This window comes from Bradyrhizobium sp. SZCCHNR2028, from assembly GCF_032380995.1.
Taxonomy (GTDB): Bacteria; Pseudomonadota; Alphaproteobacteria; order Rhizobiales; family Xanthobacteraceae; genus Bradyrhizobium.
Genome location: NZ_JAUHJF010000004.1, coordinates 75,651 through 92,449 on the forward strand (window position 1 = coordinate 75,651; position 16,799 = coordinate 92,449).

Annotated in this window: 11 protein-coding genes; 6 read left to right on the forward strand and 5 right to left on the reverse strand. The window is 66.1% G+C overall.

Annotated features, from left to right (window positions below; all coding sequences use genetic code 11):
- Positions 1-120: 120 nt before the first annotated feature.
- On the reverse strand, positions 121-1,323 hold the full coding sequence (locus tag QX121_RS08600; protein ID WP_315774330.1) for an integrase core domain-containing protein: 1,203 nt from the start codon (positions 1,321-1,323) through the stop codon (positions 121-123).
- Between the two features lie 179 nt (positions 1,324-1,502).
- Positions 1,503-2,648: an ABC transporter substrate-binding protein gene (locus tag QX121_RS08605; protein ID WP_315811677.1), complete on the reverse strand. Its 1,146-nt coding sequence runs from the start codon at positions 2,646-2,648 to the stop codon at positions 1,503-1,505.
- Between the two features lie 177 nt (positions 2,649-2,825).
- Here QX121_RS08605 and QX121_RS08610 point away from each other — a divergent pair, with 177 nt between their 5' ends.
- Positions 2,826-3,617, forward strand: coding sequence for a helix-turn-helix transcriptional regulator (locus QX121_RS08610; RefSeq protein ID WP_315811678.1), 792 nt, complete (start codon positions 2,826-2,828; stop codon positions 3,615-3,617).
- Between the two features lie 90 nt (positions 3,618-3,707).
- Entirely contained in the window at positions 3,708-4,886 is a 1,179-nt protein-coding gene (locus QX121_RS08615) for a cytochrome P450 (protein WP_315811679.1), read from the forward strand.
- A gap of 182 nt (positions 4,887-5,068) precedes the next feature.
- On the opposite strand, the gene QX121_RS08620 is transcribed toward QX121_RS08615, so the two are convergent.
- Complete coding sequence (locus tag QX121_RS08620; RefSeq protein WP_315738605.1) at positions 5,069-5,551, reverse strand: MarR family transcriptional regulator; 483 nt, start codon at positions 5,549-5,551, stop codon at positions 5,069-5,071.
- 103 nt (positions 5,552-5,654) lie between these two features.
- Between QX121_RS08620 and QX121_RS08625 the strand changes: the two genes are divergently transcribed.
- Entirely contained in the window at positions 5,655-6,059 is a 405-nt protein-coding gene (locus tag QX121_RS08625; RefSeq protein WP_315738604.1) for a VOC family protein, read from the forward strand.
- Positions 6,060-6,908: 849 nt separating this feature from the next.
- Here the strand turns inward: QX121_RS08625 and QX121_RS08630 are convergent.
- Positions 6,909-8,501, reverse strand: a complete 1,593-nt coding sequence (locus tag QX121_RS08630; RefSeq protein WP_315738603.1) for an ATP-binding protein — start codon at positions 8,499-8,501, stop codon at positions 6,909-6,911.
- Positions 8,502-8,778: 277 nt separating this feature from the next.
- Here QX121_RS08630 and QX121_RS08635 point away from each other — a divergent pair, with 277 nt between their 5' ends.
- Positions 8,779-10,908 (forward strand): phosphocholine-specific phospholipase C, encoded by a 2,130-nt coding sequence (locus QX121_RS08635; RefSeq protein ID WP_315811680.1) that lies wholly within the window; start codon positions 8,779-8,781, stop codon positions 10,906-10,908.
- A 45-nt stretch (positions 10,909-10,953) separates the two neighbouring features.
- Here QX121_RS08635 and QX121_RS08640 read toward each other — a convergent pair whose 3' ends face one another.
- Positions 10,954-12,465, reverse strand: a complete 1,512-nt coding sequence (locus QX121_RS08640) for an ATP-binding protein (protein WP_315738600.1) — start codon at positions 12,463-12,465, stop codon at positions 10,954-10,956.
- A gap of 238 nt (positions 12,466-12,703) precedes the next feature.
- Between QX121_RS08640 and QX121_RS08645 the strand changes: the two genes are divergently transcribed.
- Positions 12,704-16,402 carry a PAS domain-containing protein gene (locus QX121_RS08645; protein ID WP_315811681.1) on the forward strand — a complete coding sequence of 1,233 codons (3,699 nt, stop codon included), beginning with the start codon at positions 12,704-12,706 and terminating at the stop codon, positions 16,400-16,402.
- A complete protein-coding gene (locus tag QX121_RS08650) occupies positions 16,395-16,778 on the forward strand; it encodes a response regulator (RefSeq protein ID WP_315738598.1) in 384 nt (127 codons plus the stop codon). Before QX121_RS08645 ends, QX121_RS08650 begins: the two co-directional genes overlap by 8 nt.
- Positions 16,779-16,799 lie beyond the last annotated feature (21 nt).

A 16,799-nucleotide genomic window follows, 5' to 3' on the forward strand; every position in this document is an offset into this window, starting at 1 on the left:
CCCCAGCGGAGGTGAGCTCCCCTCCCCCTTGCGGGGAGGGGTCGGGGGTGGGGGTCCACGGTTGACCGACCGGGTTGATCCCTGACATTTTGGACCGGGCTGATCCCTGACACTATTCGATCACTGCTGTGTTGTCTCCGCCGTTTCCTGCGCGACGCGGAGCCGCGCACGCGGCGGAGCAAAGCGCAGGAAACGGCGGTCGCGGTCGATCAGCCCGAGGTCTCGGCCCCAGAAGCGGACGATGTGGCCGCCGGTATCGTGCTTGGCGAGGCCGATGAGTTCGCCGGCGAGCGCTTCGCCAACGAAGACGTGCTCGCCTTGCCATTTGATGTCCCCGGTGGGACGCACGCGGCGGACCTCGTGATCGGCGTCGTACCAGGGATCATCGAGACGGTCTGGCATGAAGCGCACCGGCCTGCGCCAGAGCTTGACGGGGGCCACCTGGTCGAGCGCCTCGTGCGGCCGCTCCTCGTTGAAGTGGCGGCGAAAGGCGTCGAAGCGTCGCTGCTGCTCGGCGGCCGTGTCTGCCGGTGGCTTCGACGTCTCGGCCTTCAGCGTGCGGTGCATGCGCTCGTGCCGGCCGTTGTCCTGCGGGCTCGCTGGTGGGATGTAGCGTGGCTCGATGCCGAGCTTGAGCCACCACACCGAGAGCGCCGAAAGGCCGCCAGCTCCCGTCGATCCGAACGGTACTCCATTGTCGGAGCGGATCGCGTCGGGAAGGCCGATATCCTTGAAAACGCGCTCCAGAGCGCCCTTCACGCCAGCCCAGGTCGGATCGACAATGCGCACCTCGATGAGATAGCGGCTCGCCGCATCGGTGATGGTGAGCGGATCGCAGCGCGTGCCATCGCCAGTGCGGAACCAGCCTTTGAAGTCGATCGCCCACTCGTCATTGGGGCCCTCCGCCGGCGTGATCAGCTCGCCTTGCGCGATCGCCCGACGTCGGCGTGGCCGCGCTTCGACCAGGCCTTCACGCTTCAGGAGGTCGCCGATCGTCGAGGCCGCCGGCCAGTCGACCTCCGGCCGCTCGCGCGCGAGCCAGGCCTTGATCTTCTTGGGGCCAAAATGCGGAAACCGTCGTCGTGTTGCGATGATGCGCCGTGCCAGCCGGTCCGCTGTGGCGTGCGGGCAGTTCTGCACGGCGTGGCTCTTCTCCTCGAACCACTGCGGATCCCCGCTCGCGCGGCGGCGCTCCCAAACGTAGAACGTCTCCCGGCTGATGCCGTGCCGCGCGCACAGCTCCGTCACCGAAAAAGCTCCCGTGTCGTACTCCCGAAACAACCCGATACGCTGCTCCACAGGACTGCTCTCCCTGAAAGGCATCGACCGATCCTCCTTCGAATCGGACGAAGCTTGCCTGTCAGGAATCAACCCGGTCTGAATTGTCAGGACTCAGCCCGGTTCATACCCTCGCGGACCCCCCACCCCCGACCCCTCCCCGCAAGGGGGAGGGGAGCTCACCGCCCGTGCGGCAGGCGGCGGTCACGCGCGACGTGCACAAACTACTTCACCAGCCTGAACTTCCCTCCCTCGACCTTGATCAGGAACGCCGAGCGCTCGTCGTAGCCGTTGTGGTCGGTCGGGCTCATGTTGGAGAGGCCGTTGTTGAGATAGACGTCCTTGCCGCGCTCCAGCTCGTCGCGCAGCGCGGCGCGAAACTCTGCGGTGCCCGGCTTGGCCGCCTTCAACGCGCCGGGGATGGCGCGCTTGAGCAGCGTGGCGGTGTCCCACAGATGTGCGGCGAAGATGTTCGGCTTGTCGCCATTGGCGGCCTGATAGGCTGACACGAATTCGTCATTGGCACGGCGGAACGGATCCTCAGCGGCGAGATCGTCGGCGATCGAAAAGGCCTCGCCGGCGAAGATCGCGCCTTCGACATTCTCCTTGCCGAGCTTGATGAACTCCTGCGTCGCCACGCCATGGGTCTGGAAGATCCTCCCCGCATAGCCGCGCTCGCGCAGCGCCTGTTGCGGCAGCACGGCCGGCGTGCCGGCCGAGGCGATGAACACCGCATCCGGATTGGTGGCGATCACCTTGAGCGCCTGGCCGGTGACGCTGGTGTCGCCGCGGGCATAGACCTCGTGGGTGGTCGCCGTGAGCCCGAGCTTCGGCGCCAGCTTCGTCACCTCCTGATAGTAGCCTTCGCCATAGCCGTCGGACACGCCGATGAAGCCGAGTGTCTTCACCCCGCTCTTGGCGATGTATTTAAGCATCGCCGCGGCCATGATGTCGTCATTGGGCGCCACCTTGAACGCCCATTTGCGCTTGTCGTCCATCGGTTGCACGATCGCGGTCGAGGCCGCCAGCGACAGCAGCGGCGTCCTGCTTTCGAGCGCGACGTCGAGCATCGGCATGGTGACCGGCGTCAGCGACGAGCCGATGATGACGTCGACACCATCCTGGATCACCAGCCGGCGCGCGTTCTGCAATCCCTTCACGCTGTCGGATTCGTCGTCGAGCGCGATATAGACGATCTTCTCGCCGCCGATCTCCTTCGGCAGCGCAGCTACCGCCTTGATCTGCGGCTGCCCGAGCGCCGAGCCGGGCCCGGTTGCGGACACCACGATACCGACCTTGATGTCGGCGCGCGCGGGCGAGCCGAAAGCCATCGTTGCAGCAATTCCGATCGCCGTGAGCGCGGCTCTCATCGTGGTTCCTCCCCGTTGAGCGTGCTCGGCGCGTTGACTGGCCGAGACTTTGGCCAATGAGCGTAGCCGGACTGGCGGCCTCGTGTCTGTCCCCGTGGTTGGTGACGCGGGGCGGCGCTTCCAGCCAGGGCGGGTTGCTGCTAGGTTTCGGCGAACAAAGAGATCCGGGAGGAACGCATGGAGGCTCAGGGGCCTGGCATCGAGGCGGCCGGCGCCGTCGGCGCGATGGTGCTCGCGATCGGACAGCCCGAGTTTCCGCAAGTCCTGATCGAGACGCTGCGCACCGTTGCCGATGTCGGCCACTGCATGGTGTTCACCTTCGAGAACCAGCGCTCGGCGCGCTGCCTGCTCAGCACGGGGAACATCGCGATCGGGCCTGATCTCGGCGCGGCCTATTCGGAGCATTTCCACACGGCCGATCCAAACCGGGACACGATCTTCCGCAGGCGCGCGGACGCGCGCTACATCCTGCTGCCGAATTTCGCGCGCCGCATGTACCCGAAGGGCTACCGCAAGCTGTTCTTCGAAGATTCCGAGATCGTCGACAAGGCCGCCACCGCGATCTGGGTCGGCGAGCACTGCACCTACGTGAACTTCTATCGCACCGCTGTGCAAGGCGGTTTTGAGCCCCACGAGCGCCAGCGCATCGCCGCGGTCGCCCCGATCGTGGGGGCCATCGTCGCGCGTCATTGCCAGGATCGCGCCGCCGCAATGGACCCGGCCGACAAATTTGCTTCGTTGTTTGCCGCCGGCGGACCGCTGTCGGTGCTGACCGCGCGGGAGAAGGACGTCTGCCGTCGCATCCTCGAAGGCTTCACCTCCGAGGCGATCGCCGGGGATCTTGGCATCGCCCTCAACTCCGTCTTCACCTATCGCAAGCGCGCCTATGAAAGGCTCGGCATCGCCTCGCAGAACGAGCTGTTTGCGATCGCCCTCCGCCTGATGGCGACACCGCGGCCGCTGAACTGAGCGAGGAGGGCGCGCCTGCTGTCACCCATCGCCGGGACAGACGTTGCCGGAGCGTGCAGCTAGCCTGCGCCGTCAGACCGGAGACCGAGAGTGAGCACAGCACCGCGCTTCGATATCGATACCGCCACCTTCTGGGCCGATCCCTATCCGGCGCTGGCGCGCATGCGCCAGGAGGCGCCGATCGCCTTCGTGCCGCAGCTCGGCAGTACGCTGTTGTGCCGTCGCGACGACATCTTCGTGTCCGAGAAGCAGATCGACGTCTTCAGCTCGCATCAGCCGCAGGGCCTGATGAACCGGCTGATGGGCCACAACATGATGCGCAAGGATGGCGCGGCGCACATGGCCGAGCGCCAGGCGATCGCGCCGGCGGTGTCGCCGCGGGCCGTGCGGGTGCACTGGCTGGCGCAGTTCCAGGCCCATGCCGACCGGCTGATCGACGCGCTCGATCCCACCGCCGACGTGGACCTCGTCCGCGACTTCGCATTGCCGTTCTCGGCCGAGTGCCTGAAGCTGATCACCGGCCTCACCAACATGCGCTTTCAGGACATGAATGCGTGGTCGCAGGCGATGATCGACGGCATCGCCAACTACACCGCCGATCCCGCGGTCGAGGCGCGTTGCAACGCCGCGACTGCCGGCATCGACGCCGCCATCGACGACATGCTGCCGGTGCTGGAGAAGACCCCGAACCAGAGCCTGCTTGGCGTGATGCTTGCCACGCAAATGCCGATGGAGAGCATCCGCGCCAACATCAAGCTCGCCATCTCGGGTGGCCAGAACGAGCCGCGCGATGCGATCGCCGGCACGGTATGGGCGCTGCTGACGCATCCCGATCAGCTTGCGCTGGCCCTCAATGGCGAGGTGCGCTGGCTGCAGGTATTCGAGGAATATGCCCGCTGGATCTCGCCGATCGGCATGTCGCCCCGGCGGATCGCCAAGCCCTGGACGATTCGCGACGTCGCCTTCGAGCCGGAGGAGCGCGTGTTCCTGATGTTCGGCTCGGCCAACCGCGACGAGACGCATTTTTCCGGGCCGGATCGCTTCGACATCCGCCGCGACGTCTCCAAGAGCATCGCCTTCGGCGCCGGTCCGCATTTCTGCGCCGGCGCCTGGGCCTCGCGGGCGATGATTGCCGAGGTCGCATTGCCGACGCTGTTTGCGCGACTGCCGAACCTGAGGCTCCGAAACACCGAGCCCGTGCGCATCGGCGGCTGGGCCTTCCGTGGCCTGCTGAATCTGCCGGTGACCTGGAACGCGGGGCCGAATTGACGGACGCAATCCTCTTGCGTCGCGACCATCGACATTCCGGGGCAAGGCCGTAGGCCTTGAACCCGGAATCTCGAGATTGTGTCGGCACCCGCAACCGCGTAGTTGGACGAGATCACATAGCTCGCGGCCAGCGTGAAGCAGTCGTCCCAGGTGATAGGTGAAGGCTGAGGTGCCAAAACGACCTAGAGGCCGGTGAGCAATTTCTTGAGAAGAGCGTTGAGCGTCTTCTGTTCCGCCGGTGTCAGGACGGAAATCAATCGTGCCTCCAGGGCCACCATTGGACCGATCAGATCGTCGATCGCGCGCTTGCCGGCAGGGGTTAAGGCAATTTGCCTGCCACGTCGGTCATTGGGATCGGGGTATCGTTCGACCAATCCGGCGCGCTCCAACCGATCGAGGCGGTTCGTCATGCCGCCTGAAGAGATCATTGCCGCTTCATAGAGCTGGGTCGGTGAAAGCATATAGGGCTCACCGGCGCGCCTGAGGGGCGTGAGGACGTCAAACTCGCCAACCTGTAGCCCTGCTTCTGCGAGCAATGGGTTCATGTGGTCGCGGATCACCCGTGCGGCGGCGTCAAGCAAACGCCCCACGAGCTCTACAGGCAGCGTTGGAAGATCAGGGCGCTCGCGAGCCCATTGTTTTGAAGCGATCTCGGCACGATCCATGGGCAAGTGTCTTTCGATAAAGTATCTTGATATTAAGATACATTTGGACTACCGCTATGAGGCGAGGCGACAGCTTGGCCTCATAGGTCTTGGAAGGAAAGCGATGCCCAACATGATTTTGGTGAACTTCCCCGTGAGAGATCTCGCCGCGTCGACAGCATTCTACGTTGCCCTTGGTGGGGCGGTGAACTCACAGTTTTCCGGCGAAAGCTCGACGTCCCTCATGTTCACGAACACGATCGGTGTGATGCTGCTGACCCACGATCAATATCGCGAATTCACCAAACGCCCGATCGGCGACGCTCGACGCGAGAGTCAGGCTATGTTCGCCCTTACGGTCGCCGACCGCGATGCCGTTGATGCAACCCTAACTCGCGCTGTTGCTGCGGGCGGACGCGCCGATCCCAACCCAGCTCAGGATCTCGGCTTCATGTACAACCGCCACATTGAAGACCCGGATGGCTACGTTTGGGAAATCGTGTGGATGAACTCGTCAGCAAACACCTAAACGTGGAAGATTACCCCATAAGCACAGATCACTCATGCCGGCGTCTCCTTGGGGTGCCAGTGAATCGAGCCGCCCTTGTCCCGCAAGCAATTCAATAGGTCCTGAGCCGAGGATGTCTCCCGCCGGGCGACCTGCTCGAATACAGGCCTGATGGCGCCGAGGAGCCGCAGCGACGCCTTGCTGGGTGAGCGGCGCTGCTTTCATCCTGGCGTGAGCTTCCAGGCAGTCCGGCATCCCGCGCACGCAACAAAATTTTCCTTTCGCTTTTTCGGAAAGTGTGCTTATCTCCTGCCAACCCGCCTCGTGCAGAGGGACGTACGCGTCGTCACGATACGTGGAGGTGGGGGGCGATGGACGTGATGGCTGCGCCAGACGAGCGCAGTCGGCGCGTACGGAGAAGTCGTGTGGTCCTGGCCTCTCGACGCTGAGGTCAAGTCCGCGGTCGTTGCTTGACGGCACGCGCGGACGATGGGGGCAAGACAGCCGATCCCCAGGGAGATCACGTATAATTCGTAGAGCCATCGCGCAGGGAAGGCCGGGATGTCTCGGCCGAACCTGTGGTTCCTGCCCCGTGCATTCTTTCCGCACGGGGGCCATGGGGGCGGCGAGCTCCCGGCCTTCCCTGCGCCCTCTCGTTGTTCGGGAGGGACGTGACCGCCGCATCACTCGGGCCTCATCAGCTGCGAGAGCGTGTACTCATGAGCAGAATGGGCGGATGTGAGATCAGCATGAGCTCTACAAGCTCCGCCGTCACGCCTGGCTTCGCGGGTGATGACAGACATGGCGAGGATGGGCTGTTGGAAACGTCGATCAGATGTCGGATCGCGACCGCAACGACCGATGTCAGCCTTACGCCTCCAGCGCAGTGCGGATCATGCGCGCAAGATCGGCGCTGACGTAGGGCTTGGCGAGCAGCAGCACGTCGGCATCGAGCCGCCCATGATGCACGATCGCGTTCTCCGTGTAGCCCGATGTGTAGAGCACCTTCAGCCCGGGACGGCGCTTCTCGGCCTCGATCGCGAGCTGGCGGCCGTTCATGCCGCCTGGAATGATGACGTCGGTGAACAGCAGGTCGATCCGTTCCGGATTGTCGATCAGCGCCAGGCCCTCGGCGGCGTTGCTCGCGGCGAGCGTGCGATAGCCGAGACGGCGCACCTGAGCCACGACGTAGTCGCGCACCAGCGCATCGTCCTCGACGATCAGGATGGTCTCGTCGCCCTGTGCGACAGCCGGCCGGCCGGGCTCGGCCGCCGGCGGCTCCGGCGCGCTCGCGGCCCGCGGCAGATAGAGCTTGACCGTCGTGCCGTGGCCTTCCTCGCTGTAGATCTTGACGTGGCCGTTCGATTGCTTGACGAAGCCATAGACCATGCTGAGGCCGAGACCCGAGCCCTTGCCGACGTCCTTGGTGGTGAAGAACGGCTCGAACACCTTGTCGAGCAGCGGGGCGGGAATGCCCTGGCCGGTGTCGCTGACCGCGATCATGACGTAGCTTCCGGGCTTGGCGTCGCGGTTCAGTTGCGCGTAGTGCTCGTCGAGCGTGACGTTCTTGGTCTCCAAGGTCAGCTTGCCGCCGTCCGGCATCGCGTCGCGCGCGTTGAGCGCGAGGTTGAGGATCGCCGTCGACAATTGGCTCGGATCGATCAGCGCCGGCGCGCTGTCATGGGCCAGCATCGATTCGATCTCGATCTGCTCGCCGAGCGTCGGCCGCAGCAGACGGCCGGCTTCGACGACGAGCGCATTGATGTCGGTGGCGCGGGGCTGCAGCGGCTGGCGGCGCGAGAAGGCAAGCAGGTGCCGGGTCAGATCGGCGCCGCGCTCGGCGGCGGCGCTGATCATGCCGGCGATGCCGGCGAGCTGGGGCTTGTCCTTGACCGCATCGGCGAGGATCTCGATCGTCCCGGTGATGACGGTCAGGATGTTGTTGAAGTCGTGCGCGACGCCGCCGGTGAGCTGGCCGATCGCCTCCATCTTCTGTGCCTGACGGACCTGGGCCTCGTTGGCCTCGATCTCCTGGAATCGTCGCACCATCGCCTCCGCGGCGCGGCGCTGGCGGATCTCCTCCTCGAGCTGCGCATAGGCCTTCTGCAAGGTGATGCGCGTCGGCAGCACCAGAAGCTGCGGCAGCATCTTGATCATGACGACGATGATTCCGATCGAGGTGACGCCAAGAAAGATGTTGATGAGGCCCGTGATGGTCGAGGTCGGCACCCAGAGATCGACGATCGCCAGCAGGCGCGTGACCCCGACGACGGCCACGAAGGTCGCAAGCGCCCCGACGATGCCGCGGAACATCACGTCGCGCCAACGCCGCCGCAGAAACGTGCCGACCACGAAGGCGATGGTGAAGAAGGCGCTGGCGACCAGTCCGTTGGACACGACCTGCAGCCATATCCATACCGGCGCTCCCTGCAGACCCGCCGCTTGCACCGTCAACGTCGGCATATGCAAATCATCCTCAAAAACGCAACGCGCCAAACCCGGGGGCGGCCCGGCCTGTCGTCGTCTCAACCCGAACGGATCATTCAGCTTTTCGCCTCTGGCGCAAGGGCAATGGCGGCTTTGACGCGGATCGCGGCAGGGCGCCTTCGCGCCGCCGCGAATGCCGCACCGCCGCGCGGCGTCAAAAGCCTGCCACACATCCTTTACCGGCCGGTCACGCGGCTGTTAACGCGCCGACCTAAGTCGCTCGACACCGTCATCACCATGGGGAATGAACGAGATGTCGAACACGATCGCGCACAACCGGCGCGAGTTCCTGCGGCTGCTCGGAGCGTCGGCTGCGACCGCGGCCCTCGGCCAGAGCATCGAGCGCGCGCATGCCATTCCGGCGTTCAACCGCCACGGCAGCATCGAGGACGTCAAGCACATCGTTGTGCTGATGCAGGAGAACCGCGCCTTCGATCATTACTTCGGCGCGATGCGCGGCGTGCGCGGCTTCAACGATCCGCGCGCCGTGAAGCTGCCGAACGGCAACCCGGTGTGGCAGCAGCCGGGCGGCACGGGATCGGTGATGCCGTTCCGCGTCGACAATGCCGGCCAGGTCTATGTCGAGGACGTGGCGCATGGCTGGAACGACGGCCAGAAGGCCTGGAACAACGGCAATTACGACAAGTGGATCGCTAACAAGGGCACCACGACGATGACCTGCATGAATCGGCAGGATCTGCCCTGGCACTATGCGCTCGCGGACGCCTTCACGGTGTGCGATTCGTATTTCTGCTCGGTGATGGGCCCGACGGATCCGAATCGCTACTACTTGTGGACCGGCTGGGACGGCAACGACGGCAAGGGCGGCGGCCCGGTCATCACCAATGCGGAAGCCGGCTACGACTGGACCACGTTCCCGGAGCGGCTGGAGAAGGCCGGCATTTCCTGGAAGGTCTACCAGGACATCGGTCTCGGCCTGACGGCGGAAGGCTTCTGGGGCTGGACCCAGAATCCGTGGATCGGCAATTACGGCGACAACTCGCTGCTGTATTTCCACCAGTATCAGAACTCGCAGCCGGGCAGTCCGCTGTACGAGAAGGCGCTGCGCGGCAGCAACATCGCCAAGGGCGGCACGTTCGAGAACCTGTTCGACGGGCTGCGCAACGACGTGCGCAACGGCACGCTGCCGCAGGTGTCGTGGATCGCAGCTCCCGAAGCGTTCAGCGAGCATCCGAACTGGCTGCCGGGGCCGGGCGCCTGGTACATCTCCAAGGTGCTCGACATCCTGACGTCGAATCCGGAACTGTGGAGCAAGACCGCGCTGATCATCAACTACGACGAGGGCGGCGGATTCTTCGACCATGCCGTCGGCCCGTATCCGGCGATGTCGCAGGCCTGGGGCCAGTCGACCGTCGATGTCAGCACGGACCTCTTCGCCGGCGACGGCAGCCACGTGGCTGGTCCCTACGGCCTTGGCGTGCGCGTGCCGATGCTGGTGGTGTCGCCGTGGTCGCGCGGCGGCTTCGTGTGCTCGGAAGTGTTCGATCACACCTCGGTGATCCGCTTCATCGAGCGCCGCTTCCATCACAAGGCGCCTGATTTGTTCGAGAGCAACATCCCGGCCTGGCGGCGCGCGGTGTGCGGCGATCTCACCTCGGCGTTCAACTTCACCTCGCCCAACGAAGGCATGGCGCCGCTGCCGAGCACGGCCGGCTTCAAGCCGCCGGTCGCGGACATCACCTCCGGTGCGCGTTTCGACGACTATCACCCGGTTCCGCCGGCCAAGCAGGTGATGCCGCAGCAGGAGCCTGGCATTCGCCCGGCGCGCGCGCTGCCCTACGATCTCCGCGTCGACGGCGATGCCGACGCCGCGCACAGGACGTTTGCGATCCGCTTCGTCAATCCGGGGCAGGCGGGCGTCTGCTTCCACGTCCGCTCCGGCAACACCGCGGCCGGACCGTGGAGCTACACCGTCGAGGCCGGCAAGTCGCTGCGGGGCGCATGGGACCTTGCGGCCAGCGCCGGCCAGTACGATCTGTCGGTGTACGGGCCGAACGGCTTCTTCCGCCACTTCAAGGGCGGCGTCGCCACCACCGCCGCGCTGGTCGATGTCGACACCGTCCATCTCTGCGATTGGGACGATGGCGACGATTCGCGCAGCCTTGCGATCGCGCTCACCAACAAGGGGGCGAGCTGCGTCGTGACGCTGGCCGACAACTATACGGGACGCAGCGAGCGGCACCGCCTGCAGCGCGGACAGCGGCTCGAGACGCGGGTTCGCCTGCAGCAGACCCATGGCTGGTACGATCTGACGGTCACGACTGATACCGATGCCAACTTCAACTGGCAGCTCGCGGGTCATGTCGAGAACGGCCGGCCCAGCATCAGCGACCCGGCGATGGGCAGGATCGCCGCGACCTGATCGCGAACGATATCGGGATGCGCCCGGAGCGATCCGGGCGCATCCTCAAGATGATGAGGTGACGAGACTTTGCTCGGCGTCGTCGGCATTGGGATCACCCGGCGCGGTGGCCCAGGCGAGTTCGACCAAAGTGACGATGCGGCGGCCGGCGCCATCGAGCTGGCAGACGATGAGGCCCTGGTCCTCGATATAGGTCAGCAGGCGCTGCGCCCGCCGCAACGAGTGCGAGCCATAGGCGCGGGCGATCGCGGCATCGCTCGGGCAGGGGCGGCCGTCCTTGGCGGCGCGGGCGATCATCATGAACACGCCCTGCATGTCCTCTGGGAGCAGCGAGGCGCGCAGCGTGACGTCCCGCCAGCCGGCGTCGTCGGCCGTCTCGTCGCCGCCGAGCCCCGCGCGGGCGCGCGTCAGCATACGGCGGAACTCGTTGAGGTCGGGCACCGCCGTGCCCAGCCCCTCGATGCGGCAGCGGACGACGAACTCCTGATAGAGCACGCCGACGGCGCGGAAGCCGGCGTCGGGCTCGGCCAGCACGGCGCGCAGCACGCGCTCGACACGGGCGCGGCGCTCGGCGAGTTCCTCCTCGCTGACGGCGGGCGCCGGCGGTTCGGGGCGCAGCTCGAGCGCGGCGGACTTCGCCGCCATCAACTGGTCGAGCAGCTCGGGCTGCGGCTTGCGCTGCGGCCTCGCGTTCGTCTCGGGCGGCGGTGCGGCGAGAATCACCGCGCGGGCGTCCTCGAGCGAGGCCTCCGGCAGCGGCATCAGCCGCGGCGTCGCGTTGCGCGGCTTGGTGTCAGTCGGGCCGATCCGCAGGCCCAGCGGCCGGCGCGACAGCGCAGGGCCCAGCGCCATGAACTGGCCGCGCTCGAGGTCGCGGAACGCCTCGGCCTGGCGCCGCTCCATGCCGAGCAGGTCGGCGGCGCGGGCCATGTCGATGTCGAGGAAGGTGCGGCCCATGAGGAAGTTCGAGGCCTCGGCCGCGACATTCTTGGCGAGCTTCGCCAGTCGTTGCGTCGCGATCACCCCCGCCAGCCCGCGCTTGCGGCCGCGGCACATCAGGTTGGTCATCGCGCCGAGCGAAGCCTTGCGGGCCTCGTCGGAGACTTCGCCCGCGACGGCTGGTGCGAACAGCTGGGCCTCGTCGACCACGACGAGCATCGGGTACCAGTGGTCGCGGGAGATCTCGAACAGGCCGTTGAGAAAGGCGGCCGCGCGCCGCATCTGATTCTCGGCATCGAGGCCTTCGAGGTTGAGGACCGTCGAGACGCGATGCATCCGCGCCCGTTCGCCGGCGACCTGCAGCGCGCGCTCGGTGTGATCCTCGGCCGCGATCACGAGATGGCCGAATCGCTCGGCGAGCGTGACGAAGTCGCCCTCCGGATCGATGATCGTCTGCTGCACCCAGGGCGCGCTCTGCTCCAGCAGGCGGCGCAAGAGATGCGACTTGCCGGAGCCGGAATTGCCCTGCACCAGGAGCCGGGTCGCCAGGAGTTCCTCGAGGTCGAGAGCTGCAGGCGATCCCGCCGCCGTCTGCCCCATCTCGATCGCAACCGTCATGTGCCCCGACTCAACCCCGCCTCACGCAGAGGCTGGCGCTTAACAAGCGCAGGCGCGCACGTCGAGCGTTTGCGGTGGACTGTCCCAAATTGCGAGATCGGCTGTGGATGGACAGATGGAACCCGCCTCGCCGCCGAGTTCCCCGTCGATGCGCTTGTCGCTCGTTCGGGCCCGTGCTTGGCGCCCGCGCGCATTTCGCGATACTGTGCGGCGAAAAAGGGGCCAAAAGGGACCAGGAGTGAACCAGCATTCGGATGCCGGTCGCGCAACGTTTCAGGCGTTCGCGCGCGGGGCCGACTTCCTGCAGGGTGGCGGCGAGATGGGAGCGCTCATGCGCATCCATGATTGGTCACGAACGCCGTTGGGGCCGCCCGAGAGCTGGCCTCAGTCGTTGCGCACGTCGGTCAGCACCTGCCTGGACTGCGCGTTCCCGATCCTGATCTGGTGGGGCCAGGAGCTCGTCATGCTCTACAATGACGAGTATCGTCCGATCCTCGGCTCGCAGAAGCATCCCGCCGCGCTGGGGGCACCGGGGTGCGCGGTATGGTCCGAGATCTGGGAGGTCATCAGCCCGATGTTGCGGCAGGTCGTTGGGCTTGGCGAAGCGACCCGCTCACGCGACATGCCGCTGTTCATCGACCGCCATGGCTACCTCGAAGAGACCTATTTTTCGTTCTCCTATTCGCCGATTCGCGATGAGACCGGCGGCGTCGGCGGCGTATTCACCCCCGTCATCGAGACGACGGCCCGGGTCGTGGGCGAGCGCCGCATGCGGACCTTGCGCGATCTCGCCGCGCGCGGCCGTGCCGACAGTCTGGCCCATGCTTGTCGCGAAGCCACCGATGTCCTCGCCGAGAATCCGCATGACGTCCCATTTGCGGTGATCTACCAGCTCAGCGAGGATCAGCGATCGGCACGGCTGTTGAGCGCTGCGGGGGTGCAGCCGGACAGCGCGATCGCGCCGGCGCAGATTGCCCTCGACGGCAACGGAGGCGCGCTGTGGCCGATCCGGGAGGCGGCGCGTGCGGCGGCACCGATTCGCGTCGTGCTGGATCGTGCGAAATTTGCCGGCGTGCCGACCGGCGCATGGCCCGAGCCGCCACAGCTGGCGCTTGCGCTGCCGGTTGCCACGGGCCGGGAGCAGGCGACGGCGATCCTGATCTGTGGCGTCAATCCGCGCCGCGCCCTCGATGCCGAGCACCAGGGCTTCTTCGATCTGATGGCCGCTCAACTCGGCAGCGCCTTCGCCGAGACGCTGGCCTACGAGCAGGAGCGGCGCCGCGCCGAGACGCTCGCCGAGATCGATCGGGCCAAGACCGCGTTCTTCGCCAATGTCAGCCACGAGTTTCGCACGCCGCTGACGCTGATGCTCGGTCCGCTCGAAGATGTCCTGCTGCGGTCGCAGAGCTTGCCGCCGGCGGATCGCGACCGGTTGGAAATCGCCCAGCGCAATGCCTTGCGGCTGCTCAAGCTGGTCAACACGCTGCTGGATTTCTCGCGGATCGAGGCCGGCAGGATGCAGGCAGTCTACGCGCCGGTCGACCTCGCGAGCCTGACCGCGGAGATCGCCAGCACCTTCCGCTCGGCGATCGAGGCCGCTGGCCTCAGGCTGATCGTGGATTGCCCGCCGCTGCCGGAGCCGGCCTATGTCGATCGCGAAATGTGGGAGAAGATCGTCCTCAACCTGCTGTCCAACGCGTTCAAGTTCACCTTCACGGGCGACATCGAGGTCCGGCTCGTCACCTGCGATCGTCATTTCGAGCTGAGCGTGAAGGACACCGGAACCGGCATCCCGCAGCACGAGCTGCCGCGACTTTTCGATCGTTTCCATCGCGTCGCCGGCGCGCGCGGCCGCACCCATGAGGGCTCGGGCATCGGGCTCGCGCTTGTGCATGAGCTCGCCGAGCTGCACGGTGGATCCGTCGCAGCGACCAGCGAAGCCGGGCAGGGCAGCACGTTCGTAGTCAGAATTCCCAGGGGACGAAGCCATCTGCCGTCCGACCAGGTCGACGCGGCGCCAGCGCAGGAGCCGATGCTCCGCGGTGAGCGCCCCTTCATCGAGGAGGCGTTGCGCTGGCTGCCGGATACGCCGCCGCTCGATGCGCATGCCGTTCGGGACATCGACGTCCCCGCCCTCTCCGCCAACAGGGCCGGGTCGCGCCCCCGCATCCTCCTGGCCGACGACAATGCTGACATGCGCGACTATGTCCGCCGCCTGCTCGCAGCGCGCTACGATGTCGAGACCGTCGCCGATGGTGAAGCCGCGCTCGCGGCCATCGCCCGCGACAAACCCGACCTCGTTTTGTCGGACGTGATGATGCCGCGCATCGATGGCATGCAGTTGCTCGCCCGGCTGCGCGCCGATGAACAGGTCGGCACCATCCCGGTGATCCTGCTGTCGGCCCGGGCCGCAGAAGAGAGCCGCGTCGAAGGCATGGAGGCCGGTGCGGATGATTATCTCATCAAGCCGTTCAGTGCGCGTGAACTGCTGGCGCGCGTCGAGGCGCATCTCAAGATGGCCCGGCTGCGTGCCGAGGCGACGGAGCGGCTGCGTGCCAGCGAGGAGCGCTATCGCGCTTTCGTGACGGCGAGCTCCGACGTCGTCTATCGCATGAGTCCTGACTGGCGGGAGATGCGCCAGTTGCAGGGTAAGGACTTCATTGCCGATACGATGAAGCCGAGCCAGGGCTGGCTCGCGAAATACATTCATCAGGACGATCAGCCGCAGGTGATGGCGGCGATCAGCAGGGTCGTTGCGACGAAGAGCATGTTCGAGCTGGAGCACCGTGTCATCCGGATCGATGGCAGCCTCGGTTGGATCCATTCGCGCGCCATCCCCATTCTCGGGCGCAACGGCGAGATCATCGAGTGGTTCGGAACGGCGCGCGACATCTCCGAGCAGAACAAGGCCGAACGGGAGTTGCGCAAGAGCGAGGAGCGCCTGCGCAGCGCGGTCGAGGTGGGGCGGCTTGGCCTGTGGGACTGGAACGTCGCGACCGGCGAGGTGTATTGGTCGGACGAGCACTTTCGCATGGAAGGCTATGGTGTTGGCGAACTGACCCCGAGCTACGAGGTCTGGGCCGCGCGCATCCATCCCGACGATCGTCCCGCAGCCGAAGCCGCGCTTCACCGCGCGATGGAGGCGCACCAGGAATATGTCAGCGAGTTTCGTGTTGTGCATCCGGGCGGCGCAATTCGCTGCCTGTACGGCCGTGGGCGCTTCTTCTATGACGATGCAGGACGACCGATCCGCATGACCGGCGCCATGGTCGACGTGACCGAGCGGCGCGAATGGGAGGAGCGGCAGAAGGTGCTGGTCGCCGAACTGCAGCATCGCACCCGCAACCTGCTCGGCGTGGTCCGCTCGATGGCCGACAAGACGGCGCGCGCGAGCACCGATCTCGGCGATTTTCGCGCCCGCTTCCGTGATAGGCTGGATACGCTGTCGCGCGCCCAGGGCCTGCTGTCGCGCCTCAAGGAGCATGATCGCGTCACCTTCGACGATCTGATCCGCAGCGAGCTGTCTGCTGTCGCCGGCGGTTCCGAGCGCATCGAGCTTTCGGGGCCGTCCGGCGTTCGGCTGCGGTCGTCGACGGTTCAGACCCTTGCCATGGCGCTGCACGAGCTCGCCACCAACGCGGTCAAGTATGGTGCGCTGGCGCAGCCGTCCGGCCGGCTCTGCGTGGGCTGGTCGCTCGAGTGCGAAGGCGCGGAGGGACGACCCTGGCTGCACATCGAGTGGCGCGAGAGCGGCGTCGACATGCCGCCGCCAGCCACGATGCCCAGCGGCACCGGACAAGGGCGCGAGCTGATCGAACAGGCCTTGCCCTATCAGCTCAGCGCGAGGACCTCATACACTTTCGAATCCGACGGTGTCCGTTGCACGATATCGATTCCCGTTTCGCTCACCACACTGGAGCTCGATGAGCATGCCTGAACGCTCGCTTCGCGACCGTCATATCCTCATCGTCGAGGACGAATACATGCTTGCCGACGAGCTGCGCTGCGCCTTCGGCGGCGCCGGTGGCACGATCCTGGGCCCGGTCGGAACCGTCCCTGACGCGCTTGCGTTGATCAAACGCGAGGGGCGGATCGAAGGCGCCGTTCTCGACGTGAACCTGCGCGGCGACATGGCGTTTCCGGTCGCCGATCTGCTTGTCGAGCGCGGCGTGCCCTTCGTCTTCACCACCGGTTATGACGAATCGGTCATCCCGGACCGCTTCTCGAAGATCCTCCGCTGCGAGAAGCCGATTGCCGTCGATGGGATCATGCGCGCGCTCGGACGCCTGATCGAGAGGACGGCGCCGCAATGACGCGTTCGGCCCCGTCGGATT

Excerpts from the sequence above, each read along its gene's own strand:
- QX121_RS08600 (WP_315774330.1), bottom strand. The coding sequence starts at position 1,323 with ATGCCTTTCAGGGAGAGCAGTCCTGTGGAGCAGCGTATCGGGTTGTTT.
- QX121_RS08605 (WP_315811677.1), bottom strand. The coding sequence starts at position 2,648 with ATGAGAGCCGCGCTCACGGCGATCGGAATTGCTGCAACGATGGCTTTC.
- QX121_RS08610 (WP_315811678.1), top strand. The coding sequence starts at position 2,826 with ATGGAGGCTCAGGGGCCTGGCATCGAGGCGGCCGGCGCCGTCGGCGCG.
- QX121_RS08620 (WP_315738605.1), bottom strand. The coding sequence starts at position 5,551 with ATGGATCGTGCCGAGATCGCTTCAAAACAATGGGCTCGCGAGCGCCCT.
- QX121_RS08625 (WP_315738604.1), top strand. The coding sequence starts at position 5,655 with ATGCCCAACATGATTTTGGTGAACTTCCCCGTGAGAGATCTCGCCGCG.
- QX121_RS08630 (WP_315738603.1), bottom strand. The coding sequence starts at position 8,501 with ATGCCGACGTTGACGGTGCAAGCGGCGGGTCTGCAGGGAGCGCCGGTA.
- QX121_RS08635 (WP_315811680.1), top strand. The coding sequence starts at position 8,779 with ATGTCGAACACGATCGCGCACAACCGGCGCGAGTTCCTGCGGCTGCTC.
- QX121_RS08640 (WP_315738600.1), bottom strand. The coding sequence starts at position 12,465 with ATGACGGTTGCGATCGAGATGGGGCAGACGGCGGCGGGATCGCCTGCA.
- QX121_RS08650 (WP_315738598.1), top strand. The coding sequence starts at position 16,395 with ATGCCTGAACGCTCGCTTCGCGACCGTCATATCCTCATCGTCGAGGAC.